The organism is Acinetobacter sp. YH12226, assembly GCF_013417805.1.
In the GTDB taxonomy this organism is placed as follows: domain Bacteria; phylum Pseudomonadota; class Gammaproteobacteria; order Pseudomonadales; family Moraxellaceae; genus Acinetobacter.
Map to the genome: position 1 here is coordinate 343,218 of NZ_VPDG01000002.1, position 21,334 is coordinate 364,551.

Annotated in this window: 21 protein-coding genes and 1 pseudogene; 18 read left to right on the forward strand and 4 right to left on the reverse strand. The window is 41.9% G+C overall.

Annotated elements, in window-relative coordinates; genetic code table 11:
• Positions 1-32: 32 nt before the first annotated feature.
• The 12 genes from FTV08_RS03895 (at position 33) to FTV08_RS03950 (ending at position 13,141) form a co-directional block, all read left to right on the forward strand.
• Positions 33-3,614 (forward strand): tape measure protein, encoded by a 3,582-nt coding sequence (locus tag FTV08_RS03895; RefSeq protein ID WP_180086720.1) that lies wholly within the window; start codon positions 33-35, stop codon positions 3,612-3,614.
• A 145-nt stretch (positions 3,615-3,759) separates the two neighbouring features.
• Positions 3,760-4,254: a hypothetical protein gene (locus tag FTV08_RS03900; protein WP_180086721.1), complete on the forward strand. Its 495-nt coding sequence runs from the start codon at positions 3,760-3,762 to the stop codon at positions 4,252-4,254.
• Positions 4,251-4,592, forward strand: coding sequence for a phage tail protein (locus FTV08_RS03905; protein ID WP_180086722.1), 342 nt, complete (start codon positions 4,251-4,253; stop codon positions 4,590-4,592). Before FTV08_RS03900 ends, FTV08_RS03905 begins: the two co-directional genes overlap by 4 nt.
• A 51-nt stretch (positions 4,593-4,643) precedes the next feature.
• Positions 4,644-5,561 (forward strand): pyocin knob domain-containing protein, encoded by a 918-nt coding sequence (locus FTV08_RS03910; RefSeq protein WP_180086723.1) that lies wholly within the window; start codon positions 4,644-4,646, stop codon positions 5,559-5,561.
• Positions 5,545-6,339, forward strand: coding sequence for a phage minor tail protein L (locus FTV08_RS03915; protein ID WP_180086724.1), 795 nt, complete (start codon positions 5,545-5,547; stop codon positions 6,337-6,339). The genes FTV08_RS03910 and FTV08_RS03915 overlap by 17 nt, the downstream gene beginning before the upstream one ends.
• A gap of 7 nt (positions 6,340-6,346) precedes the next feature.
• Positions 6,347-7,096 carry a C40 family peptidase gene (locus FTV08_RS03920; RefSeq protein ID WP_180086725.1) on the forward strand — a complete coding sequence of 250 codons (750 nt, stop codon included), beginning with the start codon at positions 6,347-6,349 and terminating at the stop codon, positions 7,094-7,096.
• Positions 7,080-7,652, forward strand: coding sequence for a tail assembly protein (locus tag FTV08_RS03925; RefSeq protein ID WP_180086726.1), 573 nt, complete (start codon positions 7,080-7,082; stop codon positions 7,650-7,652). Before FTV08_RS03920 ends, FTV08_RS03925 begins: the two co-directional genes overlap by 17 nt.
• A 54-nt stretch (positions 7,653-7,706) precedes the next feature.
• Positions 7,707-11,702, forward strand: coding sequence for a host specificity protein J (locus tag FTV08_RS03930; RefSeq protein ID WP_180086727.1), 3,996 nt, complete (start codon positions 7,707-7,709; stop codon positions 11,700-11,702).
• A 2-nt stretch (positions 11,703-11,704) separates the two neighbouring features.
• On the forward strand, positions 11,705-11,884 hold the full coding sequence (locus tag FTV08_RS03935) for a hypothetical protein (protein ID WP_180086728.1): 180 nt from the start codon (positions 11,705-11,707) through the stop codon (positions 11,882-11,884).
• A gap of 82 nt (positions 11,885-11,966) precedes the next feature.
• Entirely contained in the window at positions 11,967-12,293 is a 327-nt protein-coding gene (locus FTV08_RS03940; RefSeq protein WP_044112749.1) for a hypothetical protein, read from the forward strand.
• On the forward strand, positions 12,274-12,576 hold the full coding sequence (locus tag FTV08_RS03945) for a hypothetical protein (RefSeq protein WP_180086729.1): 303 nt from the start codon (positions 12,274-12,276) through the stop codon (positions 12,574-12,576). The genes FTV08_RS03940 and FTV08_RS03945 overlap by 20 nt, the downstream gene beginning before the upstream one ends.
• Positions 12,557-13,141, forward strand: coding sequence for a glycoside hydrolase family 19 protein (locus tag FTV08_RS03950; RefSeq protein ID WP_180086730.1), 585 nt, complete (start codon positions 12,557-12,559; stop codon positions 13,139-13,141). The genes FTV08_RS03945 and FTV08_RS03950 overlap by 20 nt, the downstream gene beginning before the upstream one ends.
• A 437-nt stretch (positions 13,142-13,578) precedes the next feature.
• Here FTV08_RS03950 and FTV08_RS03955 read toward each other — a convergent pair whose 3' ends face one another.
• A complete protein-coding gene (locus FTV08_RS03955) occupies positions 13,579-13,986 on the reverse strand; it encodes a hypothetical protein (protein WP_179995700.1) in 408 nt (135 codons plus the stop codon).
• A 446-nt stretch (positions 13,987-14,432) separates the two neighbouring features.
• Here FTV08_RS03955 and FTV08_RS03960 point away from each other — a divergent pair, with 446 nt between their 5' ends.
• Positions 14,433-14,849 carry a hypothetical protein gene (locus tag FTV08_RS03960; RefSeq protein ID WP_228127478.1) on the forward strand — a complete coding sequence of 139 codons (417 nt, stop codon included), beginning with the start codon at positions 14,433-14,435 and terminating at the stop codon, positions 14,847-14,849.
• Between the two features lie 630 nt (positions 14,850-15,479).
• On the opposite strand, the gene FTV08_RS03965 is transcribed toward FTV08_RS03960, so the two are convergent.
• From FTV08_RS03965 to FTV08_RS16195, 3 genes and pseudogenes are all read right to left on the reverse strand, one after another.
• Positions 15,480-16,424, reverse strand: a complete 945-nt coding sequence (locus FTV08_RS03965; RefSeq protein ID WP_004646556.1) for a sensor domain-containing diguanylate cyclase — start codon at positions 16,422-16,424, stop codon at positions 15,480-15,482.
• An 859-nt stretch (positions 16,425-17,283) separates the two neighbouring features.
• Positions 17,284-17,574 carry a hypothetical protein gene (locus FTV08_RS03970; RefSeq protein WP_004646557.1) on the reverse strand — a complete coding sequence of 97 codons (291 nt, stop codon included), beginning with the start codon at positions 17,572-17,574 and terminating at the stop codon, positions 17,284-17,286.
• A gap of 81 nt (positions 17,575-17,655) precedes the next feature.
• Positions 17,656-17,897, reverse strand: a pseudogene (locus FTV08_RS16195) (S24 family peptidase); the annotation flags it as partial.
• A gap of 167 nt (positions 17,898-18,064) precedes the next feature.
• Here FTV08_RS16195 and arsC point away from each other — a divergent pair.
• The 5 genes from arsC (at position 18,065) to arsH (ending at position 21,263) form a co-directional block, all read left to right on the forward strand.
• Positions 18,065-18,499, forward strand: coding sequence for an arsenate reductase (glutaredoxin) (arsC, locus tag FTV08_RS03975; protein ID WP_071850370.1), 435 nt, complete (start codon positions 18,065-18,067; stop codon positions 18,497-18,499).
• Between the two features lie 208 nt (positions 18,500-18,707).
• Positions 18,708-19,028, forward strand: a complete 321-nt coding sequence (locus FTV08_RS03980) for a metalloregulator ArsR/SmtB family transcription factor (RefSeq protein ID WP_004646559.1) — start codon at positions 18,708-18,710, stop codon at positions 19,026-19,028.
• 6 nt (positions 19,029-19,034) lie between these two features.
• Positions 19,035-19,508: an arsenate reductase ArsC gene (locus FTV08_RS03985; RefSeq protein ID WP_004646560.1), complete on the forward strand. Its 474-nt coding sequence runs from the start codon at positions 19,035-19,037 to the stop codon at positions 19,506-19,508.
• Between the two features lie 5 nt (positions 19,509-19,513).
• Positions 19,514-20,554 carry an ACR3 family arsenite efflux transporter gene (gene arsB, locus FTV08_RS03990; RefSeq protein WP_071850369.1) on the forward strand — a complete coding sequence of 347 codons (1,041 nt, stop codon included), beginning with the start codon at positions 19,514-19,516 and terminating at the stop codon, positions 20,552-20,554.
• Between the two features lie 4 nt (positions 20,555-20,558).
• Complete coding sequence (arsH, locus tag FTV08_RS03995; protein WP_004280163.1) at positions 20,559-21,263, forward strand: arsenical resistance protein ArsH; 705 nt, start codon at positions 20,559-20,561, stop codon at positions 21,261-21,263.
• Positions 21,264-21,334: the final 71 nt, after the last annotated feature.

Consider the following 21,334-nt stretch of genomic DNA (forward strand, 5'->3'; position numbering starts at 1 on the left):
TAGGCGGTTTTTTTACGCCTAGAGGAAAGGTTATGGCTACAAAACTCGGAACACTAACTCTTGATCTGGTTGCAAAAATTGGCAACTTTACACAAGGGATGCGCCAAGCTTCATCCTCAGCAGAACGTGAAATGCAGCGGGCCAGTAATAGCGTAAACATCATGAATGGCATGCTTGGGAAATTAGCTGCTACAGCAGGCGCTGCATTCTCTATTAATCAAGTTAAAAACTATGCAGATAGTTACACGGGCATCGTCAATCAGCTCAAGCTTGTGACCAGTGGACAGGCTGAATTAAATACCGCAATGAATGACACCTATAAGATTGCACAAGCTACTGCGTCAAGTTGGGATGCGGTCAATAGTGTTTATTCTAAATATATGTCCAATGCCAAAACACTAAACCTGACTCAAGCGGAGACAGCGCGGCTTACCGAGGTTACATCAAAAGCGGTGGCTGTTAGTGGCTCTACAACTGAAGCAGCAGCGGGGGCTTTGTTTCAGTTTGGGCAGGCTCTTGATGGGAATATTCTTCGGGCTGAGGAATATAATAGCCTGGTTGATGGTGCTGGTGGCTTACTAAATGCCATGGCAAAAGGTCTGGGCGTTACTCGTGGCGAACTGCGTCAGATGATGCTAGATGGGAAACTCTCAGGCCAAGTTATCACCGAGGCATTATTAAAAGCGGGTGATAGTGTTGATGAGTTGTATTCCAAAACCGATACCACTATGACCGCCTCTTTTAACCTGATCACCACCGAAGTTACGAAAATGGTCGGGGAGTTTGATTCAGCTACCGGCGCATCCAAAACATTTGTACAGGGTATTACCCTACTTTCCCAGAACATGGATGCTTTGGTCGATGTCGCAATGGTTGCTGGTGCATATTGGGCTGGAACTTATATTCCCGTTCTAATCAAAGGAACACAGGCGACCATTGCTGACACAGCTGGAAAAGTTTCAAATGCTTTGGCAACAAGAAGTAAGGCTTTGGCTGATTATGATGTGGCAAAATCCAATCTGGCTGCTACAGCTGCCATGGTTCGCTCCATGGGTGTGACGAATGCTCAAACAACAGCGATGATGGCAAATGCTCGAGCAGCCTACCAGCAAGCGGCAGCAGCAAAAGCAGCAGCCGTAGCCAATACTGGTGTGCTAGGTGTTTTAGGCGGGCCTGTAGGCATTGGTGTAACTTTAGCAACTGTAGCAGCTGGCTACCTATTAATGAAAGACAATGCTGATAAGGCCACCGCATCAATTGATACTCAGGGAAAATCGGTTGGTGAGCTAATCGAAAAATACCGAGAATTAAATACGCTTCAGCGAGATAATGAAACTAAAGCGCTAGCAGATCAGGTCGAAGAATTAAGTCTGAAATATCGAGTAGCGTCATCTGACTTACTTTCATTCATGGAAAGCCTACCCATTGCTGACGATAAAATTGCCACCTTTAGAAAGCTGAATAGCGAATTGTCACAAGGGCGAATCTCTACCGATGACTACTACAAGTCGATCAAAGAGGTGAATATCCTCACTGATGACCAGTTATCTAAGGTGCGTACACTTATTGGCGCATTTACCAGCAATAAAGAAAAACTGAATGAAGCAAAAGTTGCTCAAGATGCGCTTTCCAGTTCGATGACTGGCACAACCCAAAAGGCGAAAGAGCAGGCGATTGGCGTGGCTCAATTGAGTGAGGCTATTAAAAAACTCCTCAAGGAATCAAACCAAACCATTAAAGACTCAGCAATTACTTCTGCTCTAGCAAGTCGTGGCTATAACGACACTATGATCGAGCTGGCTAAAAAGTACCTTAATGTTGAAGGTGCGATTGTTACCAATGCGAAAGGTCAAAAGGTCTTAAAAGACGAACTGAAGACTAAACTTCGCGAGGAATATCAAGCCATCATGCGCTCCAAAAATGCTGTCGATGAGCGCAACAAGGCGGAGGAAAAGAGCAAAAAACTACTTGAAGCTACTGGCAATGCAATGAAGGTGAATGCCAAAGTTGCAGCAAATGCGGCCAAGTATAACTTTGCTGCAATTGAGGCTAAAAACAAACTCCCTGAAGGATTACTGTCTGCTATTCACATGCAGGAGTCGCGAGGCAATGCGAACGCCTATAACAAGAGTTCTGGTGCCGCTGGTGGATTCCAGTTTCTTGAAGGCACAGCAAAACAGTACGGTGTAAAAGATCGCTACAACCTTGCGCAATCAGCCGAGGGTGCTGGCAAGTACATGGCCTACCTTCTTGATTTATTCAAGGGGGATCTCGATAAGGCTGTGAGCGCCTACCATGCTGGTGAAGGCAATGTTCAGCGTGGCACGAATATTGGCCCGGTAAACCGCCAGTATGTGAAAAACATCAAGGGTTATTTAGGTGGCTCCAGCGGTGTTTCGTTCACAGAAGATTATTCTTTTGATGACTGGTTGAAGGAGCTAGAGCAGCACGTAGCTGAGCAAGAAAAGCTTGAGAAAGAACTGGCTGAAACCAAGAAGGCTATTCAAGTCAGCTACTACAACGAATGGCAAAATCTTGAATACGATAACCAAGAAAGAATCAAGGAGATCGAAAAAGCTTTTGCTACTGATCCAACAGAGCGCGACCGTCTTTTAGGGCTTCAACAGAAGGCCTATGAAGATGATGTGGCTAACTGGATTAAGGCTCAGGATGAGCGGGTTAAGGCTGAGAATGAGGCTAATCAGCAAATTATTCTAGCGCGTCAAAATGCTTTTGCCATGATGAATGGGCCTTTGGGTGCCATGGTTCAGATGGGGGTGGAAGCCAGCGCTAGGGCATCCATGAATCCAGAGGAATATCAAAGATGGCAGTTGGGTAATGAGCAGCAAGATGGTTATTCACAACTTGCTGATAACCTTTATTCTGCGCGGGAAGGTATTCAGAATGATGAGTACACTACCGATACTGAAAAGTATCAGCAGCTCGAACAGGCTTACGAAGTTTATCTGCAAAACAAGGCTGCACTATCTGAGGCGTACAGCAAACAAGAGCAAGATCTAGCAAAAACTCAGTACGAGAGTCAGTTGAGCTTGTGGGGCAATCTTTTAGGTCAAGCTCAAAACACTTGGTCGCAGATGACTCAAGCGGTCAAGGATAGTGAGGGTGAGCAATCTGGTGCGTTTAAGGCCATGTTCTTGATGCAGCAAATGTTTGCCATTGGATCTGCTTTGGTAAGCACACATTTAGCAGCCACACAGGTGGCCGCTGATGCAACAATCCCTTTCTTTGGTGCCAAAATTTCAGCTTCTAAAGCAATGCTGGCAATGGGCTACGCTAACGTCGGCCTAATCGCAGGTCAAACCATTGCAGGCATGGCCCATGACGGTATCGACAATATCCCGAAAGAAGGCACATGGCTTCTGGATAAGGGTGAACGTGTTGTTGATAGTCGAACGAATGCCGATTTGAAGAGCATGATTGCTAATCAGAAGAATGGTGGCGGCAACGTGGAAATTAATGTGCATGTCACCGACTCAGGCGTAACAACACAATCTAACCAATCGGATCAAAAGCAACTCGGCCAGATGATCGGCAATGCAGTCCGTGCGGTAATTCGACAAGAGCAACGCCAAGGAGGCCTGTTATCTAAATGAAAACGATAATGGCTATATCACTAGCCCTAGTTATTTCCCTAATCCTATATGCGGCCTCTTTCTTGATTAACCCAAGTCACTACAAAATTTTCGTAGTGGCTTTTGTTTTTGGGCTGAGCTGCGCATTCTTATTGAGGTACAAAACATGAAAGCAATTCAATACAAAAGACCCGATGACAATAGCAATATTGATGATGGTGCTCTTCAAAAAGCATTTGGGGGGCAGATTGAATATATAGGCGGGTCGTGGTGTCGTAGTCGTGTTGCAATCTTGAGAGCCAATGGTCAAGAAATTTATATCCGCTATGGGGATTGGATACTAGAAAAAGAAGGACTGCTTATTTTGCTGACTAACGAAGAATATCAACTTCTTCAATCCGAACAAAAGCTAAAAGAAACCAAAGATCGAATTGATAGTGAGGTAAAGCAGCACCAGCACCGTGTTCGAGTGGGTATCGTTAAGCCACAGGCTGAACCATCTAAAGACCTTGGCCAAATGATCAGTGATTCAATTAAGGCTGCAATCAAGAAAGATCAGCAACGAGGCGGATTACTTACCGGAAACAAGTTTTCAGAAGGTGGCTTCACAAAAGATACGCGACCAATTATTTCAATAAATATTGAATGGCCGAAGTTATGAGCAATCAAAAATTCACATGGTGTAATGACTTCGATGGAAACTCTCAAACATCAAGCTTTAAAGTCCTTCAGTCCAGTTTTGGCGATGGATATACACAGCGAACCAGTGTTGGGATTAATAATCAATCTGGCACATGGGCATATAAAAGGACTGGCAAAAAGGCTTTGATTTTAGAGATTAAAGCTTTTTTCGATGCTCATAAGGGTGCTGATTCCTTCCTTTGGGATTCACCTTTGGATGGCGAGGTTCGTGTGGTTGCAGGGGACTATATGCCGATCAGTTTGGGTGGCGGTATGTGGTCTATTTCCACCACATTCACCCAAGACTTTAAACCTTAACTTCAATCAACTTTATGCCCTCAATCGAGGGCTTTTTTGTGGGCGTAAATTATGGCGATTCAAACTGCAAATTTAGGAACAGCACCAAGCGGAGCAGGCGGTGACACTTTCCGCTCAGCAGCAGCAAAATACAATGAAAACTTCTCCAATCAGCAGCACGCTGCAAGTCGGATGGTTGGATTGGGGGCAGGTGATTTGGCGCAAGTATGGGACCTCAGGCGAGCGATAGCACAAATTAATATTGAAGACACTCTTCCTGCTGGGTGGGATTTAAATAATTTAACAGCGGGTGATTTTGTTTTGTACGCAGCTACAGCAAACCCTAATAGCCCTCCAGCATTCTATGCGTCACTGTACGCAACAAGAAACTTTTCTAATGATGGGCAACTTACAGTGATTGGTCATGATTACTTTAATGGGGGGTTAATTACACGAGGGAAAAATAATAATTCATGGAGTCAGTGGGCAAAACACTACCATACCCTAAACACTACTGTAGACGGGAATGGCTTTATTAAAGCAGCTTCTCCTGTAGTTAAACTGTTTGCCGATAAAATTGAACTTAATGATGAGGCGCAGCTGCAAGATATTGCTTTTGATAAATTAGGTATGGGTGACTATCTAATCAAGGGTTCATCCGGTTTCGCACAAGAAGGTTGGTATATAGAAATGCCCAAAGATGCTAATGGTAATGTGCTAGTCGCAGTGGTCTATGAGCAGCTTGAGAATAATGACATTTCTGTCAAAACCTATGCCAAAAAATTTGATGACGAAACTGGCGATATCGTTGCCAATCTGACCAAACCACGCGATATTCCCGCAGGTCGCTGTATTGATTTGCGCTTACAGGAGCTGCCACACCCTGAAATTCAAATTCCTGAATCAATTGCACCACCAAAATTTCAACCTACAGGTTTGGCCGAAGCAGTCGCTACAGTGATGGAGTCTTATCATGACCCTGAACAGTGATTTTCAAAAGCTCTATGTAGATGGTCTGATTACGTTGTTTGAATTAGATGCTCGCGCTTTGGGTGCGGGCATTTTACGTTTTCATGGTCATATCTCTTATGAAGAATGGGAGCGTATTTATACGTCCATCGGCTCAGCTGAATTAATTGGTGCTGACACAGGCTCAATTGGTAAAGTTTTTGATTCTGGCAATGAAAAAGCATGGCAGCGAAATATCATCTGGCAAGGTCAAACTTTTGAGCCAATGGCGCTGGAGGTGTCTGGCCTAGAAATGCGCTCAGATGGTAAAGCTTCAGCACCAACTTTAAGTATGGCAAACAATATTGGTGGCATTCAAAACGCAGTTTCTGCTCTTTGTTTACAGTTTGGTGACTTTGCAGGCGCAAAGCTCAAAGTCATTACCACGCTGGCTAAATATCTGGATGCTGAAAACTTTAGCACTGGCAATCCGACTGCATCAAATGAAGCAAAAGAGCAGCTCTGGTACATCGAACAAAAGACTTCCGAAAATGCTCAAGCCGTTACTTTTGAGCTTTCAAATCCAATTGATTTTGAGGGCTTGAAAATACCGGTTCGGCAGATTTCAAATTACTGCGCATGGGAATATCGTAGCGAACAATGCGGCTATACAGGCGCAGCCATGTTTACGGACAGAGATGAGCCTACAGATAATCCTGCGCTAGACAAGTGCTCAAAAAGAACAAACGGGTGTGAATGTCGATTTGGTAAGGGTAGTGTTCTGCGCATTGGTGCTTTCCCTGCTAGTTCATTATTTTAGGTGATGTATGAAACTAACCGCAAAGCTTAAAAAAGCAATCCAGGCGCATGCTGCTGAAGTTTATCCCTCCGAGTGCTGTGGTGTGATTGTGAATAAGGAATACATCCCATGCCGCAACATTTCGGATAACAAAGATCAGTTTGAAATTCACCATGAAGATTTAGCCAAGGCTGAAGATCTGGGCGAAATTCAGGCTTATGTACATTCACATCCGAATGCTTCTGCACGTGCGTCTGAGATTGATTTAAATCAGATCGAATTGCATGAAAAGCTATGGGTAATCTGTGCTTATCCTGATATTGAATTTCAGGTCTATGAGCCATGCGGATATAAAGCGCCTTTAGTCGGCCGCAACTATATTCACGGCATTCAAGACTGTTATGCCATTGTTCGTGATTTCTACAAACGCGAGCTGGATGTTTATATTCCAGACTATGAGCGTCAAGATTTATGGTGGGAGTCTAAGGACAGCCCTTCGCTTTATCTGGATAATTTTCAGAAGGAAGGCTTTATTGAGGTGGATCAGCCTGAATATGGCGATGTGCTGCTGTGCCGCGTCGGACGCACTGAGCATGTCAATCATGCGGTAATCTGGCTGGGTGATAACGGTGTGCTTAAATCCGAAAAGACTGAGCCTTGCATTGGATCCACTTTGATTTTACATCATCCGTATGGTCGTAAATCTGTGCGTGAAATCTTTGGTCAGCAATGGCAGGAACGAGTTGCAAAGGTGGTTCGATATGCTCAAAACAATTAAGTTGTACGGCATTCTAGCCAAGAAGTTCGGTAAAGAATTTCGGCTCGATGTGGAAAATACCCGTGAAGCGATGAGAGCTTTATCAGTTCAGGTGCCGGGTTTTGAGCACTTCATGTTACATGCGCATGAACAAGGTTTAGAGTTTGCAGTTTTTCAGGATAAACAAAATATTTCTGAAACCGAACTCGACATGAGCACCAGTGCCAAAGTGATTAAAGTGGTACCAAAGGTTAAGGGCGCGGGTGGTGTGGTCCAGACCATTTTAGGGGCTATACTTATTGTTGGCGGTATCTTTACTGGCGGCTTATCTACTGGACTGGGGGTTGCCTTGATTGGTGCAGGTGTTGGTATGGCAGTTGGCGGTATTGCCATGATGCTTATGCCTAAAGTTGAAACACTTCAAGATCAAAACCAAGACGGAAACAAGGCCAATAAAGGCTTTGGCGGTGCAGTGACCACAGTCGCACAAGGGAATCCGGTACCGGTGCTTTACGGTCAGCGTGAAGTGGGCGGATTCATCGCAAGTGCCGGACAGTACCCCGAAGACTTGATGTAAACAATAGGAATATACAGGCGCATACAGCGCCTTTTTTATTGTCTGAGAGAAATTATGAACGCAGTAATTAAAGGCGCAAAAGCAGGTGAACAAAAGGCCAGAAAGGCTGTAATTGCACCAGACTCAGCTCAGTCCAAAACCTATATAAAAATCCTGTACGGGCTGTCTGAGGGGGAGGTGGAAGGTCTAGCCAGTGGCTTGCAATCGGTTTATCTGGAAGAGACACCGCTACAAAATCCGGCTGGTGGCTGGAACTTTGAAGATATTCAGGCTGATTTTCGCCATGGCACCAATGACCAGACCCACATCGAAGGCTTTCCAGATATTTCATCGGAAACAGCAATCAATGTGGAGCTAAAGTCTGAAGCGCCTTGGGTTCGCTCACTTACCAATACTGATCTGGATGCAATCCGTTTGCGCTTTAAGTGGGGGCCATTGCGTCAGCAGAATGCTGATAATGGCGATGTAAAAGGCATCGTCATTCAGTATGCGATTGATCTGCAAACTGATGGAGGCACATGGACCGAAGTTTTAAATACTCAGATTGCTGACAAAACCTCTGCAAATTATGAACGCTCACACCGGATTGATTTACCTAAGGCTGATACAGGTTGGACCGTCCGTGTTCGTCGATTAACGCCAAACTCAACCTCAGAATACATCAGCGATAAGATGTACGTTGATGCACTGACTGAAGTGATTGATCTAAAACTCAGTTATCCGAATACCGCTTTGCTTGGCCTGCAATATGATGCTGAAACATTTTCCAATGTTGCAAAAGTTGCAGTCGATTTAAAAGGCATTAAGCTTCAGGTTCCATCAAATTACAATCCAGTTGCACGCACCTATACAGGCATGTGGGATGGCACATTTAAGCGCGCCTACACCAATAACCCGGCTTGGATTTATTATGATATTTGCACATCAAAACGCTATGCTTTAGGAGATCGCTTAACGTCTGCAATGTTGGACAAATGGTCCTTGTACCGCTTGGCACAGTATTGCGACCAAATGATTGATGACGGCAAAGGCGGTCTGGAGCCGCGTTTTACTTGTAATGTGTATCTGCAATCAACCGAAGATGCTTATACAATTTTAAGCAAGTTGGCTGGTGTATTCCGTGCGATTTCATATTGGGATGGAAATTCCATTGTCTGTGATGCCGATATTCCGCAAGACACTTACTTTACTTACACACGCGCCAATGTGATTGATGGCTTGTTTGAGTATTCAGGCACCCGTGCGCGTGACCGTCACACTGTTGCTAAAGTGGCTTGGGATAACCCTGCAAATCACTATAAGACAGAGTATGTCTATGTGCGTGATGAAGCGGCTATTGCAAAGCTCGGTGTACGCATTGCCGAGATTGATGCATGGGGCTGCACATCGGAAGGCCAAGCACAACGAGCGGGTCTTTGGGCATTAAAATCTGAGCAATTAGAAACTCGCACTGTATCTTTTAAAGTTGGTCTTGACGGTTATATTCCGCAGCCGGGCCGCGTGATTGAGATTGCGGATGAGTTGTTTGCAGGTCGGGCCAATGGTGGTCGTATTTCTACTGTCAGTGCCGACCGTAAAATTATCACTTTAGATCGTGACGATGTGGTGTGTCGTGCAGGCGATCGACTGGTTGTAAATGGTGAAAATGGTAAAGCGCAAGCGCGTATTGTGTCATCGAAAATTGGCCGCAAGGTCACAGTTACAGTGGCGTTTGACTCTGTTGCAGCAGAAAATGTTTGGGTCGTTGATGCTCAAGACTTAAAAACGATGAAGTTCCGCATCATGAGTATCACTCAGGATGAGAAGCATCAGTTTTCAATTACTGGTCTGCAGTACGAATCAGCAAAATATGATGTGATTGATTTCGGTGCTTTCATTGATGAGCGCCCAATTTCAATCATTAATCCAACTGTTCAGGCACCAGTCGAGTCTGTATCAATCACTTCTGAAACTATGGTGCAACAAGGTCTTGCAGTGGAAACCATGGTTATCTCATGGCCACAGGCACAAGGTGCAACCAAGTATCAAGTCGAATGGCGCAAGGACAACGGCACATGGATTAAATTGCCGATTACGGGCAGCAACTCAGTAGAAGTACAGGGTATCTATGCGGGCAACTACGAAGCGCGTGTTACTGCGATTTCAGCGTTTGACGTTGCATCTCTGCCGACGTATTCAATGTTCACAACTTTGTCAGGCAAGCAAGGTTTACCGCCTGCTTTAGCCAACATTACAGCGACAGGCATCTTATTTGGCTACCGTTTAAATTGGAATTTTCCTGCGGTTGGTGCGCTTGATACCGCTTATACGGAAATTGAGATTGCAAGCACCGCAAATGGTGCCAATGCCGCGCAACTTGGGCTTTTTGCATACCCAACAAACAGCCATGTCATTCAAGGGATGCAACCAAACCTAACGCGTTACTTTCGTGGTCGCTTGATTGACCGTATTGGGAATATCGGCCCGTGGTCGCAATATGCAAGCGCAATTACCTCAGCCGACGCATCTGCCGTACTTGATATTTTGTCGGGCAAAATCACTGAAACGCAACTGGCGCAGGATCTGGCAACCAAAATTGATCGCATTGATGAATTTGACGGTGATGTGTCAGATATTATTCAGGCTGTAAATAATCTAGAAGATGGATTTACACAGGAGCGATCTGAAAGAATTGCCGGTGACGAGCAAGTTCTGAATCAACTGACTGCTTATAAGTTAAGCAATGATCAGGCAGTTGCCGCAGTGGTTGAAGAGGTTGAGCTTATTGTTGGTGATCAGCAAATCATGTCATCAAAAATTGACGGTGTGTATGCACAAGTCAATCCAAAATTAATCGGCTCAACTGATGACTTGATTGGCTCAACCGAAGGCTTTGCGGGCACATGGACTTTGCAATCGGCATTGATCGAAGGTGATATGGCTCAGGCGCAAAGAACTGACATTGTTCAAACACAACTGAATGATAACGTCGCAACCGTTCAGGAGGTTAGTGAGTCGGTTAATGGTTTGTATGCACAGAAGTACATCAAACTCGACGTAAACGGCAAAGTGGCAGGTTGGGGTGGAGTGAATGATGGCAAGGAATCGAATTTCATTCTGAACTTTGATTCTTTCGCGATTGGTTCAGGGAATAGCACTGGTTATTACCCATTTATATTCCGCAATACGCCATTCACTGATCCGGTGACAGGTACAGTGTTTCCTGTGTCCGCTTACTTGAAATCAGCAATGATGGACTATCAGTCTGTCAAAACTTCGCATATTGAAGATTTAGCAGTTAAGACTGCAAAGATTGATAAATTGGCTGTAAAAACAGCTCAGATAGATGATCTAGCTGTTACAACCTCGAAGATTGGAGATCTTCAGGTTGACACATTGAAGATCAAAGACAATGCCGTAACAGTACCCGTATCTGCATTTGCTGAGGCTGCAATCCAAGTTGGGTCGGGGTATACCACAATTCAAACGCTCTACGTTCCTGCTGACATGGGGCATACGATTTTAACTTTCGGGGCTGTATTTAGCTTTAATAGTTTTGATACTAAACAGCAAATCCTATGTCGTGTGCTGAAAAATGGAAATGTAGTATTTGAGAATCTGGAAGTGTTTTATCTAGAGTCCAATACTGTTGGAAAAACTACATCACTATCAGGATCTCACTCACACGGGGTCTCGGTTTCTTTTTCAGGAAATACAAGCAATGAAGGTAGCCACTCTCACAGCGTGAGCGTTTCCGGCAATACAGGATCAACAAATGCAGGCGGTACTTTTCATAGTCACAGCTTCAGTGATTCGGCAGGAACCAATTCCGCTGGAACTCATAGTCACTCATTTAATGTTAATAGTTCTAGTTTTACATCTGCAGCCGATCCTGGACATACACACTCAGTGAATATCGACAACCAATCTAGAGGGGCAGGAACTATGAATATTTCAAGACATGATTCAACCGGCATTGCTGGCACATTCCAGCTTCAATTAATTGCCGTAACTGGAGGAAATATTAGTGTTTCACAGCGATACATACACGCAATGACAATGAGGAAATAAAAGTGGCTTATTATGCAGTTTATGATAAATCATCTGGTGAGATTGAAAATGTAGTTGAATGTCCTGAGTTCTTATCAGACACAATACACCTGGATGGAAATCAAAGTTACCTGCAGGTTGAATCTCAAGTATCACCTCAAGAATATTTAATATTCAAAGACTCTTTAGTTTTAAAGAGTTAGGCGTATAAGTGAATCAAGGCACCCAACTGGGTGCTTTTTTATTACCAAAGTTTAGGGGGATGTATGGCTAAAGGGGATGTATATGGACTTTCTTAGTCAAGTATTGGAAAGCATAAAGAACCATTCACACATCCTTTTTACAGGTGTGCTGGGTGCAACTTTTGGCTTTCTATTAAGTAAGGAGCCAACCCGGGATCGCTGGATAGGGTTCTTTGCAGGCTTCATTTTGTGTGTGGTCTTTGCTGAGCCAGCAAGCTTATTTCTTGCTAATGGCAAGTACCCTGAGCTATTTGGTTTTGTCTTGGGTGCTGCTGGTAAGAGTACAGCTGAAGCATTATTAAGTTTGGCTCGATCAAGACTTCTTGGTTTAGTCAAAAAGGAGAATGAAGATGCTGCTAATCATAAGTAAGACGGCATTGGTATTATTTCTAGTTTCGTTTGCAATCATGGTGTTCCATCCAAAAATTAGACTACCAAAGCACATCGATTTTCTTTTGATGCTGTCAATTATTTTTGGGGTAGCCCTCTTTGTAAAAGATGACTACTCACCCAGCCCAGCCGGAACTCTTTTTTACACCACGGTAAGTATTGTATTCGTACTTTTCACCCGACAGCTTTATATCTGGGGGAAGGAAGGTGCACGTCCTAAATTTTTTAATACGGATAAAGATGATGAACACCACTCAAATTAAAAAACTCCAAAAAGCAGTAGGTGTGCATGACGATGGCATTATTGGCCGTGGCACCCTGACCGCAGTATTTAAAAAATTGGGTGCCAGTCAGTCACGTGCTGAAGAACTTGGTCTTGCTGCCAATGTCCATTTGCGAACCTATGGAATCCTGGACAACCCACTTCGCTTTATTCACTTTCTTGCACAGCTGGCCCATGAGTCCGGCAACTTCCGTTACATGGAAGAAATCGCATCTGGTGCAGCTTATGAAGGTCGAAAGGATTTAGGCAATACACAAGTAGGGGATGGCAAGCGATTTAAAGGTCGTGGTCCAATTCAATTAACTGGCCGTACCAACTATCGCAAGTATGGTCAGCAGCTCGGCATCGACTTTGAAAACAATCCTGAAATTGTGGCTATCCCAAGTATCGGCTTAATGGTCGCTTGTAAGTTCTGGTCTGATAGTGGCCTGAATGCTTTGGCTGACAAAGATGATGTGCTAACTATTACACGCCGGATCAATGGCGGCACCAATGGTCTGGCAGATCGTAAAGCGCACTTATTAAAATTAAGAGCACTTGTTTAATAAAATAGATAAATGCCCTCAAATGAGGGCTTTGTTTTTTACTTTAATAGATAATTATTGGCTGCACAGCTCATTCAATTGCGACGAATGTAAATGTAGGGATACGTGTTGGGGTGGTAACTCCTTTACACTTAAAAGGATTCAATTACACGAGTATTTTATTTCTACAAATACATAAAGTATCTTACGGTCCTAGCCAAAACACTCTCCTGACTAGAGGGTAAATGAGCTATGGTTTCAATATTTATATTTTTAAAATCAGAATCCCAACAGTTATTTATCAAGGCTCCTTTAGTGCAGCTGATTGTTTGCAAACCATTAACATTTAGATTGTGTGTATCTTCGGCAATTAAGGCTATGTCGCAGTTGATGGCCTTAAAATTTGATATAAATACATTTTTCGAACCTTTAACGTATATTCCCGCCATTTATTTTTCCTATAAGATTTTTTGTAATTCAGCTATATATGGCCAAATTTGTGGAAACAAAAAACTTTGAATTGTTATCCAGCTACCAAGTAATCCAATTAATTCAGCAGTATTGCTTTTTAGATTATCTCTAGTTTGTAATTCAATAATTGAGTTAATTTTTCCAATAGTCTCTTCCTTGAATGGCTTGTTGGTTGCAGAATTTATAGAGTTATCATCTATCTTCTCTAATGCAGATTTTAGGTCATTAAAAAACGAGAGCTCCTTTTCTATAAAAACTTCAATATTTTTAAATTCATTGTCAGAGGTATCATTTAAAACAAAACCTTTACCTTCTCCTTTAACCATTATATTGACATCAGAGAATTTATTCCTACCACCACCATTGACCTCAAAAGCAACATTCTGATTAGACATACATACCCTCTACACTAGTTGTTAAAGAAAAACACATTTAATATTCCATGTGCTCAATTGAGCATATCACTCAAAACCACAAAATTACTCTTCAGATTAAATACCCACCCAGATTCCTTCCTAAAAATCTCCCCATTGTTTATCGTGTGCTCTATGTAAAAGTAGGTCCATGTTTTCATGCTAACAATTCCTTTCTGAACTAATTCAAAAATAGATGATATAATCAACTTGCACAAGGATTCTAAGACTTGTGGATAAAGTCACGTTTAGACCAAGATTAACCCAAATCAAAATAAGCTACTGTTTTTACTATAAAGATACTACGTTGACATCGTAGAGGTCAGCAGTTCGAGTCTGCTTATACCTACCAAGATTCTAAACGTTATGTTATAAGGGTTTTAAGCGAAAACAGTAGCTTAAAGCCTTTTTTTAATGCCTTGAGTAAAGTGAGCCGTTATCCGCACTATCTGCAAAACCCGTATTTTATGCAGTTATTGCCGTTAAATTTACGTCAAGTTTACGTCAAGAATTTTGGAAATTACGTCATGAAATTACCCAAGCCCAGAAAGCGCGGTTCGGCCTACTACATTGAACTAATGATCAATGGAAAACGTTCTTCAGCAACTCGTGATACCGCAAAAGAATGTGAGCAAGGGGTAGCTCAAAAGATGCTTGAAGCGAAGGTCAATCAGATGGCGGAAGACTTGAGCATAAAACAGTACTATCCCTTCAAAACACTTTTTCATAAATACTATGATAAGCATGGCCGTAAACTTCGCGGATCCAAATACGTCAAAGAACAATTAGCGCCGTTTGATGAAAAGTTTGGTGCACTGGCAGATATGTCTATTCATGACATTTAGCTTAAATATTTCAGCTCAAAGTTCCGCAAATTAATAAATTGATTGAAGTGCTGCACTTGCGTTGTACTCGGCTGGAATAGGCTGATCAGCTACAGGCAGATTCGCAGTGTAGGTTCAGTCAATTTTTTATCACGCACAGCGCTTGCTTCATGCTAGATGACATCTTCTAGGGTTTGCGCATCGTAAGATGTTGCTGATGCTGATATGCCTTAAAGAAGAAGGGTAAGAGCAGATAGATCTGTATAAATGTTTGGGCCTGCAGCATTTCGGCTTGTATGACTTTTTTACGTTGGTCACTACGGCGCTCGCTGGCGAACTTAAGGTTTTTTGGCATGGACTTTTATTATTTTTATAATCAGTCTTCATGATAAAAGTAAATTGTTGATCCTAACCGTTTGATCAAAAACCTGGGAATAAACTGCAGGATTTTTGTTGGAAAAGTCGCAATTTTGATAGGGCTAAGTGCAGAATTAAAACGGATTAAAGCTCTTAATGATATGAAAAATAATAGTTTTTATTTCAAAAAAATCTCTAGGGTTTTCGGTTATATTGAATTATTTCAATAGTACATCTTCAGATTGTAGATAAGGCCTTACCAGATACAAAGACTGCATCGGGTAAGTAGTTTAATTAATGGCTACTCGATTTGACCATAACTTTATTCTGATACATCTTTGCATCTGCTTCTTTGATAGCTTCAGCTAACCCAAAGGTTGGATTACGCATTGCAAAGCCAATTGCAGCACTAATTCCAACTTTTGTAAAAGTATTTTGAATTCTTGATGCAAGCTTCTTCGCATGCTCTAAGTTAGTTTCAATGGTCATCACAGCAAACTCATCACCTCCTAAGCGAGCGATAATATCATTACTACGTACCGTGTTTTTGAGAGCTAAAGCCATTCTTTGAATGAGCTCATCACCTGCAGCATGACCCAGAGTATCATTTGTGATCTTAAGATCATTAAGGTCTATCATAAGAATAGCAGTAGGGTGACCATAACGCTTACAGCGCTCTTCCTCTTTGATAATAAGCTCATCCCAAGCACGACGGTTGAAAAGTCCAGTCATTGGGTCGGACATTGCTTCTATTTCAAAACGCTCAGCTTTACGTATGTACTCAGCAGCTTTCATATCAGCTTGAATCGTATAACTGAGTACCTTTGCTATCAACTCGAATAATGGAGCATCTTCAACAAGAATTTTAGGTTGAGGTTCGGGATCAATTGCACATAGAGTGCCAAAAAGAGAGCCATCTTCTTTATACAGAGGTTGGCCGATATAGGCTTTAATTGAGACTAGGTGATTTATAGGTGCATCTGCGTAAACTTGAATATCAGGTGAATAGGGAGCAATACGAGGCATATTACTTTGTACCATGTGTGAGCAGAATGAGTCTGCCCAATGAAATACTTGTCCGGGCTTAACGTTATAGCCATTATCTTCACTCAATAATACAATCCAGTCGTCACCCTCAGTACGAGTAATCATCCACAATTTGAAGCCAAAGCGTTGAGATAAGAATTTTAAAATGGCTTGGCCAGCTTCTTCAAAGTTATTAAAGTTAATATTATTCATGAAGTGAACCTACTGCAACAGTAAGAATATATATGCGAAATACCCAATATATGAGTAATTCTTATAAACGGGAGCCTAAAATAGGTATTATATAGAAATGTGTGAAATTTATACTAAAAATAATACTTAAAGAAATTTATTTTTATAATGAAATTTAAAATTAGCCTGCGGTTAGAAATACCAAGATGTAATTTTCTTATTACTTATGAAAAAATGCAATCACTGCCATTATAGCTGCGATATTCATAAGTATTAGAAATATATAAAAAGTCATAATGAATCGAAGCTACCAAAAAATTTTCAAAATTATAGTTCTAAAGAAGCATTTTAAATGTATCTTAATTATTAACAACGAAAGGAAATTGTAAAGTCGAAAGGAAAAGTGTCTAACCCTTTATATTATAATAATATTTATATTAATTTAGTGATTTATCCAAATCATTCAACAGTTTATCTTCATTGTACGCATTGGGGGGGACAATCTTATAAGAGCTGGTATATAGTTTCCTTTAAATTTTTTGGGATAAGCTTCACATATAAGAAAAAATATAAAGTTTATTGTTATTTAACTTTGAATTATATAGAGAATCTTATAAAAGAGAACTCGTACATATCGGATTGTTTAATATGAACTTAGAAAAATAAGTGATTAAAATCATGTCATCGTTTCTAATAATTATAGGATTTATATGATGTTTTGCAGGGATAATTTTTAGACCACATATTTCCCATAAAAAGGTCAAGAATTATATGGCTGCAAAAGCTGCTGGCTTCTTATGTATGTTACCAGGAGTATTTCTATTTTGTCTTAGATCTTATTTAACATAAATCCCCCCGCTAGGGGGACTCGATTCTAGTCTTAAAAAACTTCGTAATTACATACTTCTATTCTTGAAATAAAATCGAGAGGCATTGTCAGTCTCTCAGCTGTAATAGTTTCAAAATGAACCCAGATAGCAGCATCTCTATTCTCAAAACTAATACTTACAAGTTTAACTAAGTCGTAAGGTTCAACATTATGGGTCAAGATAATATTATAGAGGTGATCTGAGCGTACGTACGAAATAAGGATTTGATGGATAGTTAATTGCTCTTTACTGCTTAACTCACTGTAATTACTTAGTTCTGGTAAATCATTTTGAATATTCACTTCAATCCTTAACAATCTTAAATTTTCTGTAGAAAACGGCGATTTTATCAATTTAGACAACGCTGAATATATTGGCTTTTGTTAATTCTTTCTAAATCTTGTTCTCGCTCGATAAACATAGCGTATACAGTTAACTACCTGACCTACAAATATACATTGGTTGTTTAACTCAATAATATTTGGCTTGAACTCTGGACTTAGAGCCTGAAGATATCTTTTTCCATTTGTCTCAATAACTAATTTTTGAAAGTAGCATCATCACCGTAACGAACCATAATAATGTCATCAGATTGCATGTCTCCGTAAAAAGCATCCGGATCAACTGGACTGCTCCCAGTATCCTAGACATAAGACAGCCTCATTTTAAAACTGTTTCCAATGGTTTTGGAGTCCCCATCTCAGATTGTATTCATAAAGCACATATATTTTATATTGCGAATATGCGTATATTCATATATAAAGCTATGATTCGTCGATAAGAGGGAAGCTCATGAATCAAATGCCAAAAGTCCAAATTTATCATAACCCGGCCTGTGGCACCTCACGCAATACGCTGGCGTTAATTCGCAATGCGGGAATTGAGCCGGAAGTGATCGAATATCTGCTTACGCCACCCTCGAAAGATCAGCTGGTCAACATGATTCGGGATGCCGGTTTGACGGTTCGTGAAGTGCTCCGTAAAAATGTCGATCCCTACACCGAGCTGAATCTGGATGATGCCGGCTGGAGCGATGAGAAACTGCTGGATGCCATGCTGCAACATCCGATCCTGATCAATCGCCCGTTGGTGGTTACCGAGTTTGGAACCCGATTATGCCGTCCATCGGAAGTGGTACTGGATATTCTGCCTTTGCCACAATTAAAAGCCTTTGCCAAAGAAGACGGTGAAATCATCGTGGATGAACAGGGCAATCGGATAAAATAAAGTGTCCCCCCATGCGAAAAAGCTTCAACTTGATTGGAGCTTTTTTATCTGAAAAACACATTGACGATGATCTATATCGGAAAAAGCGGGAAATTGTTCAAGCGAGCGCTTTCTGGTAGGCATATTCTGATCTGGATATCATTTTTGACAGGTCATCTTTACCATATATATGGATATGTGTATATTTGCATAAAAAATGGGAGCAATTATGGACCACGTTCAGTTTTTTAAATGTTTATCTGATGAAACACGTCTCAGTATTGTCCTGCTAATTGCACAAAACAAAGAGCAATGCGTCTGTGATCTGACCGATAAACTGCAGTTAAGCCAGCCGAAAATTTCACGTCATCTGGCCTTGTTACGTTCTTGTGGTTTACTCAACGATCGCCGGCAAAGCCAGTGGGTGTACTACAGCATTAATCAGCAATTGCCGGCCTGGTGTTTTGAAATTCTGGACGTGCTAAAAGCTAGTGAGGTTCCGGTTTTATTTGATTCTTCCGCTCTATCGATTCAGAGCCATTGCGAGTAAGTTTTCATGAAATTTTTGTTTTTATGTACGGGGAACAGTTGCCGCAGCATTCTCTCTGAAGTGTTGTTCAATAGCCGTGCGCCAGAAGGCTGGGTCGCTTACAGTGCCGGCAGCAAACCTTCCGGTCAGGTGCATCCCTTGACGCTTGAAACCCTGCACAATCTGGGCTTGTCGACTGAAGGCTTATCCAGCAAAAGCATTGATGCCTGTGAACAGTATCAGCTAGACGTGGTGATTACCGTCTGTGATGCGGCAGCACAGGAAGCGTGTCCTCTTTATCTTGGCGGAGCGATCAAGGCGCACTGGGGCCTGTCTGATCCGTCCCATTTAGAGGTGGATAAAGAAGAAAAAATGAAAGCCTTTATGAGCACTGTTGAACATATCAATCGTCGCCTGGATGCTTTGTTTAAACTTAACGTAAATGAGCTTTCTCGCTCGCAATTGATTGCAGCGATTAATCAAATTTCGAATGTTGAGTAAGTCACATGTCTGAAAAACGCATGTCCTTTTTAGATCGCAACCTGACGCTCTGGATTTTTATTGCCATGGCGTTAGGCATCGCCATAGGAAACTTTTTTCCTCAAGCATCGGTTGCTCTGGATCAATTCAGTATTAATTCAGTCAATATTCCAATCGCGATTGGTCTGATTCTGATGATGTATCCACCCCTGGCAAAAGTGGATTATGCGACCTTGCCGCAAGTGTTTAAGGATAAGAAAACCCTGACGCTATCTTTAATTCAAAACTGGTTGATTGCTCCGGTACTGATGTTTGCGTTGGCTGTGATTTCTTTGCATAGCTATCCAGAGTATATGACAGGCGTGATCCTGATTGGTTTAGCTCGATGTATCGCCATGGTACTGGTGTGGAATGGTCTGGCCTGTGGTGATAACCAATATGTTGCAGCATTGGTGGCGTTTAACAGTATTTTCCAGATTTTATTCTTCAGTACCTATGCCTGGTTATTCCTGACCTTCCTTCCGCCATATTTTGGTATTGAAGCTCAAGTGATCAATCTTAGCTTCTGGACCATTACCCATGCTGTTCTGGTTTATCTTGGAATTCCGTTCTTATTGGGTTTCTTAACGCGCTTAATTTTGGTGAAACAAAAAGGCGTAGAATGGTATCAAAACAAGTTCATTCCAAAAATCAGCCCGCTGAGTTTGATGGCTTTGCTGTTTACGATTTTGGCGATGTTTAGCTTAAAAGGGGGGGATGTCGTAAGTCTTCCACTGGAAGTTTTACGCATCGCGATTCCTTTAATCATTTACTTTGTGGCCATGTTCTTTATTAGCTTCTTTATGAGTAAATGGATGGGCAATGATTATCCAAAAACTGCTGCAATCTCATTTACTGCGGCTGGAAATAATTTTGAATTATCACTTGCAGTCGCTATTGCAACTTTTGGTATCGCTTCGCCGGTTGCTTTTACCACGATTATTGGGCCATTGGTTGAAGTACCTGTGTTAATTGCTTTAGTGAGTGTTTCACTGTGGCTAAGAAAGAAATATTTTAAAGAGGCTTGATCCGATGAACCTGCCTAACGTAGATCCAAATCTTATTGAACAACCCACCTTTGAAAAAGTCCAAGCCAAAGAACTAGCTCATCCTCCTCGGATTTTACTGCTCTATGGGTCTAATCGGGAACGTTCTTACAGTCGCCTTGCAGTTCTTGAAGCTGGTCGAATCCTTGAATATTTTGGGGCAGAAGTCAAAATCTTCCATCCCAAAGGGCTACCTTTACCGGAAGATGCTGATACTGAACATCCAAAAGTAAAAGAACTGCATGAGCTTCTGGCATGGGCTGAAGGTATGGTGTGGTGTTCACCGGAACGCCATGGTTCTATGAGTTCCATCTTTAAATCCCAGATTGACTGGATTCCTCTGGCAGGGGGTGCAATTCGTGCCACTCAGGGAAAAACCCTTGCCTTGATGCAAGTCAGTGGGGGATCACAGTCCTTTAATAGTCTGAACCAGATGCGTGTTTTGGGGCGTTGGATGCGGATGATCACGATTCCAAATCAGTCTTCAATTCCAAAAGCATTCCTGGAATTTGAAGAAGATGGACGAATGAAGCCATCAGCATTCTATGACCGGATTGTCGATGTGATGGAAGAACTGTATAAGTTTACTTTACTAACCCGTGGGCAAAGTGCTTATTTGACCAACCGTTATTCGGAACGCAAGGAATCGGCTGAAGAGCTTTCCAAACGGGTAAATCAGCGTAGTTTATAAATTCTAGGTGATCAGAGAGACTGAAAAGTATCTTGAGCAATGGAAGGCTAATTTAAACGCTTGAAAATTTT

Coding starts and splice junctions, on each gene's coding strand:
- FTV08_RS03895 (WP_180086720.1), top strand. CDS start 33: ATGGCTACAAAACTCGGAACACTAACTCTTGATCTGGTTGCAAAAATT.
- FTV08_RS03900 (WP_180086721.1), top strand. CDS start 3,760: ATGAAAGCAATTCAATACAAAAGACCCGATGACAATAGCAATATTGAT.
- FTV08_RS03905 (WP_180086722.1), top strand. CDS start 4,251: ATGAGCAATCAAAAATTCACATGGTGTAATGACTTCGATGGAAACTCT.
- FTV08_RS03910 (WP_180086723.1), top strand. CDS start 4,644: ATGGCGATTCAAACTGCAAATTTAGGAACAGCACCAAGCGGAGCAGGC.
- FTV08_RS03915 (WP_180086724.1), top strand. CDS start 5,545: ATGACCCTGAACAGTGATTTTCAAAAGCTCTATGTAGATGGTCTGATT.
- FTV08_RS03920 (WP_180086725.1), top strand. CDS start 6,347: ATGAAACTAACCGCAAAGCTTAAAAAAGCAATCCAGGCGCATGCTGCT.
- FTV08_RS03925 (WP_180086726.1), top strand. CDS start 7,080: ATGCTCAAAACAATTAAGTTGTACGGCATTCTAGCCAAGAAGTTCGGT.
- FTV08_RS03930 (WP_180086727.1), top strand. CDS start 7,707: ATGAACGCAGTAATTAAAGGCGCAAAAGCAGGTGAACAAAAGGCCAGA.
- FTV08_RS03940 (WP_044112749.1), top strand. CDS start 11,967: ATGGACTTTCTTAGTCAAGTATTGGAAAGCATAAAGAACCATTCACAC.
- FTV08_RS03945 (WP_180086729.1), top strand. CDS start 12,274: ATGCTGCTAATCATAAGTAAGACGGCATTGGTATTATTTCTAGTTTCG.
- FTV08_RS03950 (WP_180086730.1), top strand. CDS start 12,557: ATGAACACCACTCAAATTAAAAAACTCCAAAAAGCAGTAGGTGTGCAT.
- FTV08_RS03955 (WP_179995700.1), bottom strand. CDS start 13,986: ATGTCTAATCAGAATGTTGCTTTTGAGGTCAATGGTGGTGGTAGGAAT.
- FTV08_RS03965 (WP_004646556.1), bottom strand. CDS start 16,424: ATGAATAATATTAACTTTAATAACTTTGAAGAAGCTGGCCAAGCCATT.
- arsC (WP_071850370.1), top strand. CDS start 18,065: ATGAATCAAATGCCAAAAGTCCAAATTTATCATAACCCGGCCTGTGGC.
- FTV08_RS03980 (WP_004646559.1), top strand. CDS start 18,708: ATGGACCACGTTCAGTTTTTTAAATGTTTATCTGATGAAACACGTCTC.
- FTV08_RS03985 (WP_004646560.1), top strand. CDS start 19,035: ATGAAATTTTTGTTTTTATGTACGGGGAACAGTTGCCGCAGCATTCTC.
- arsB (WP_071850369.1), top strand. CDS start 19,514: ATGTCTGAAAAACGCATGTCCTTTTTAGATCGCAACCTGACGCTCTGG.
- arsH (WP_004280163.1), top strand. CDS start 20,559: ATGAACCTGCCTAACGTAGATCCAAATCTTATTGAACAACCCACCTTT.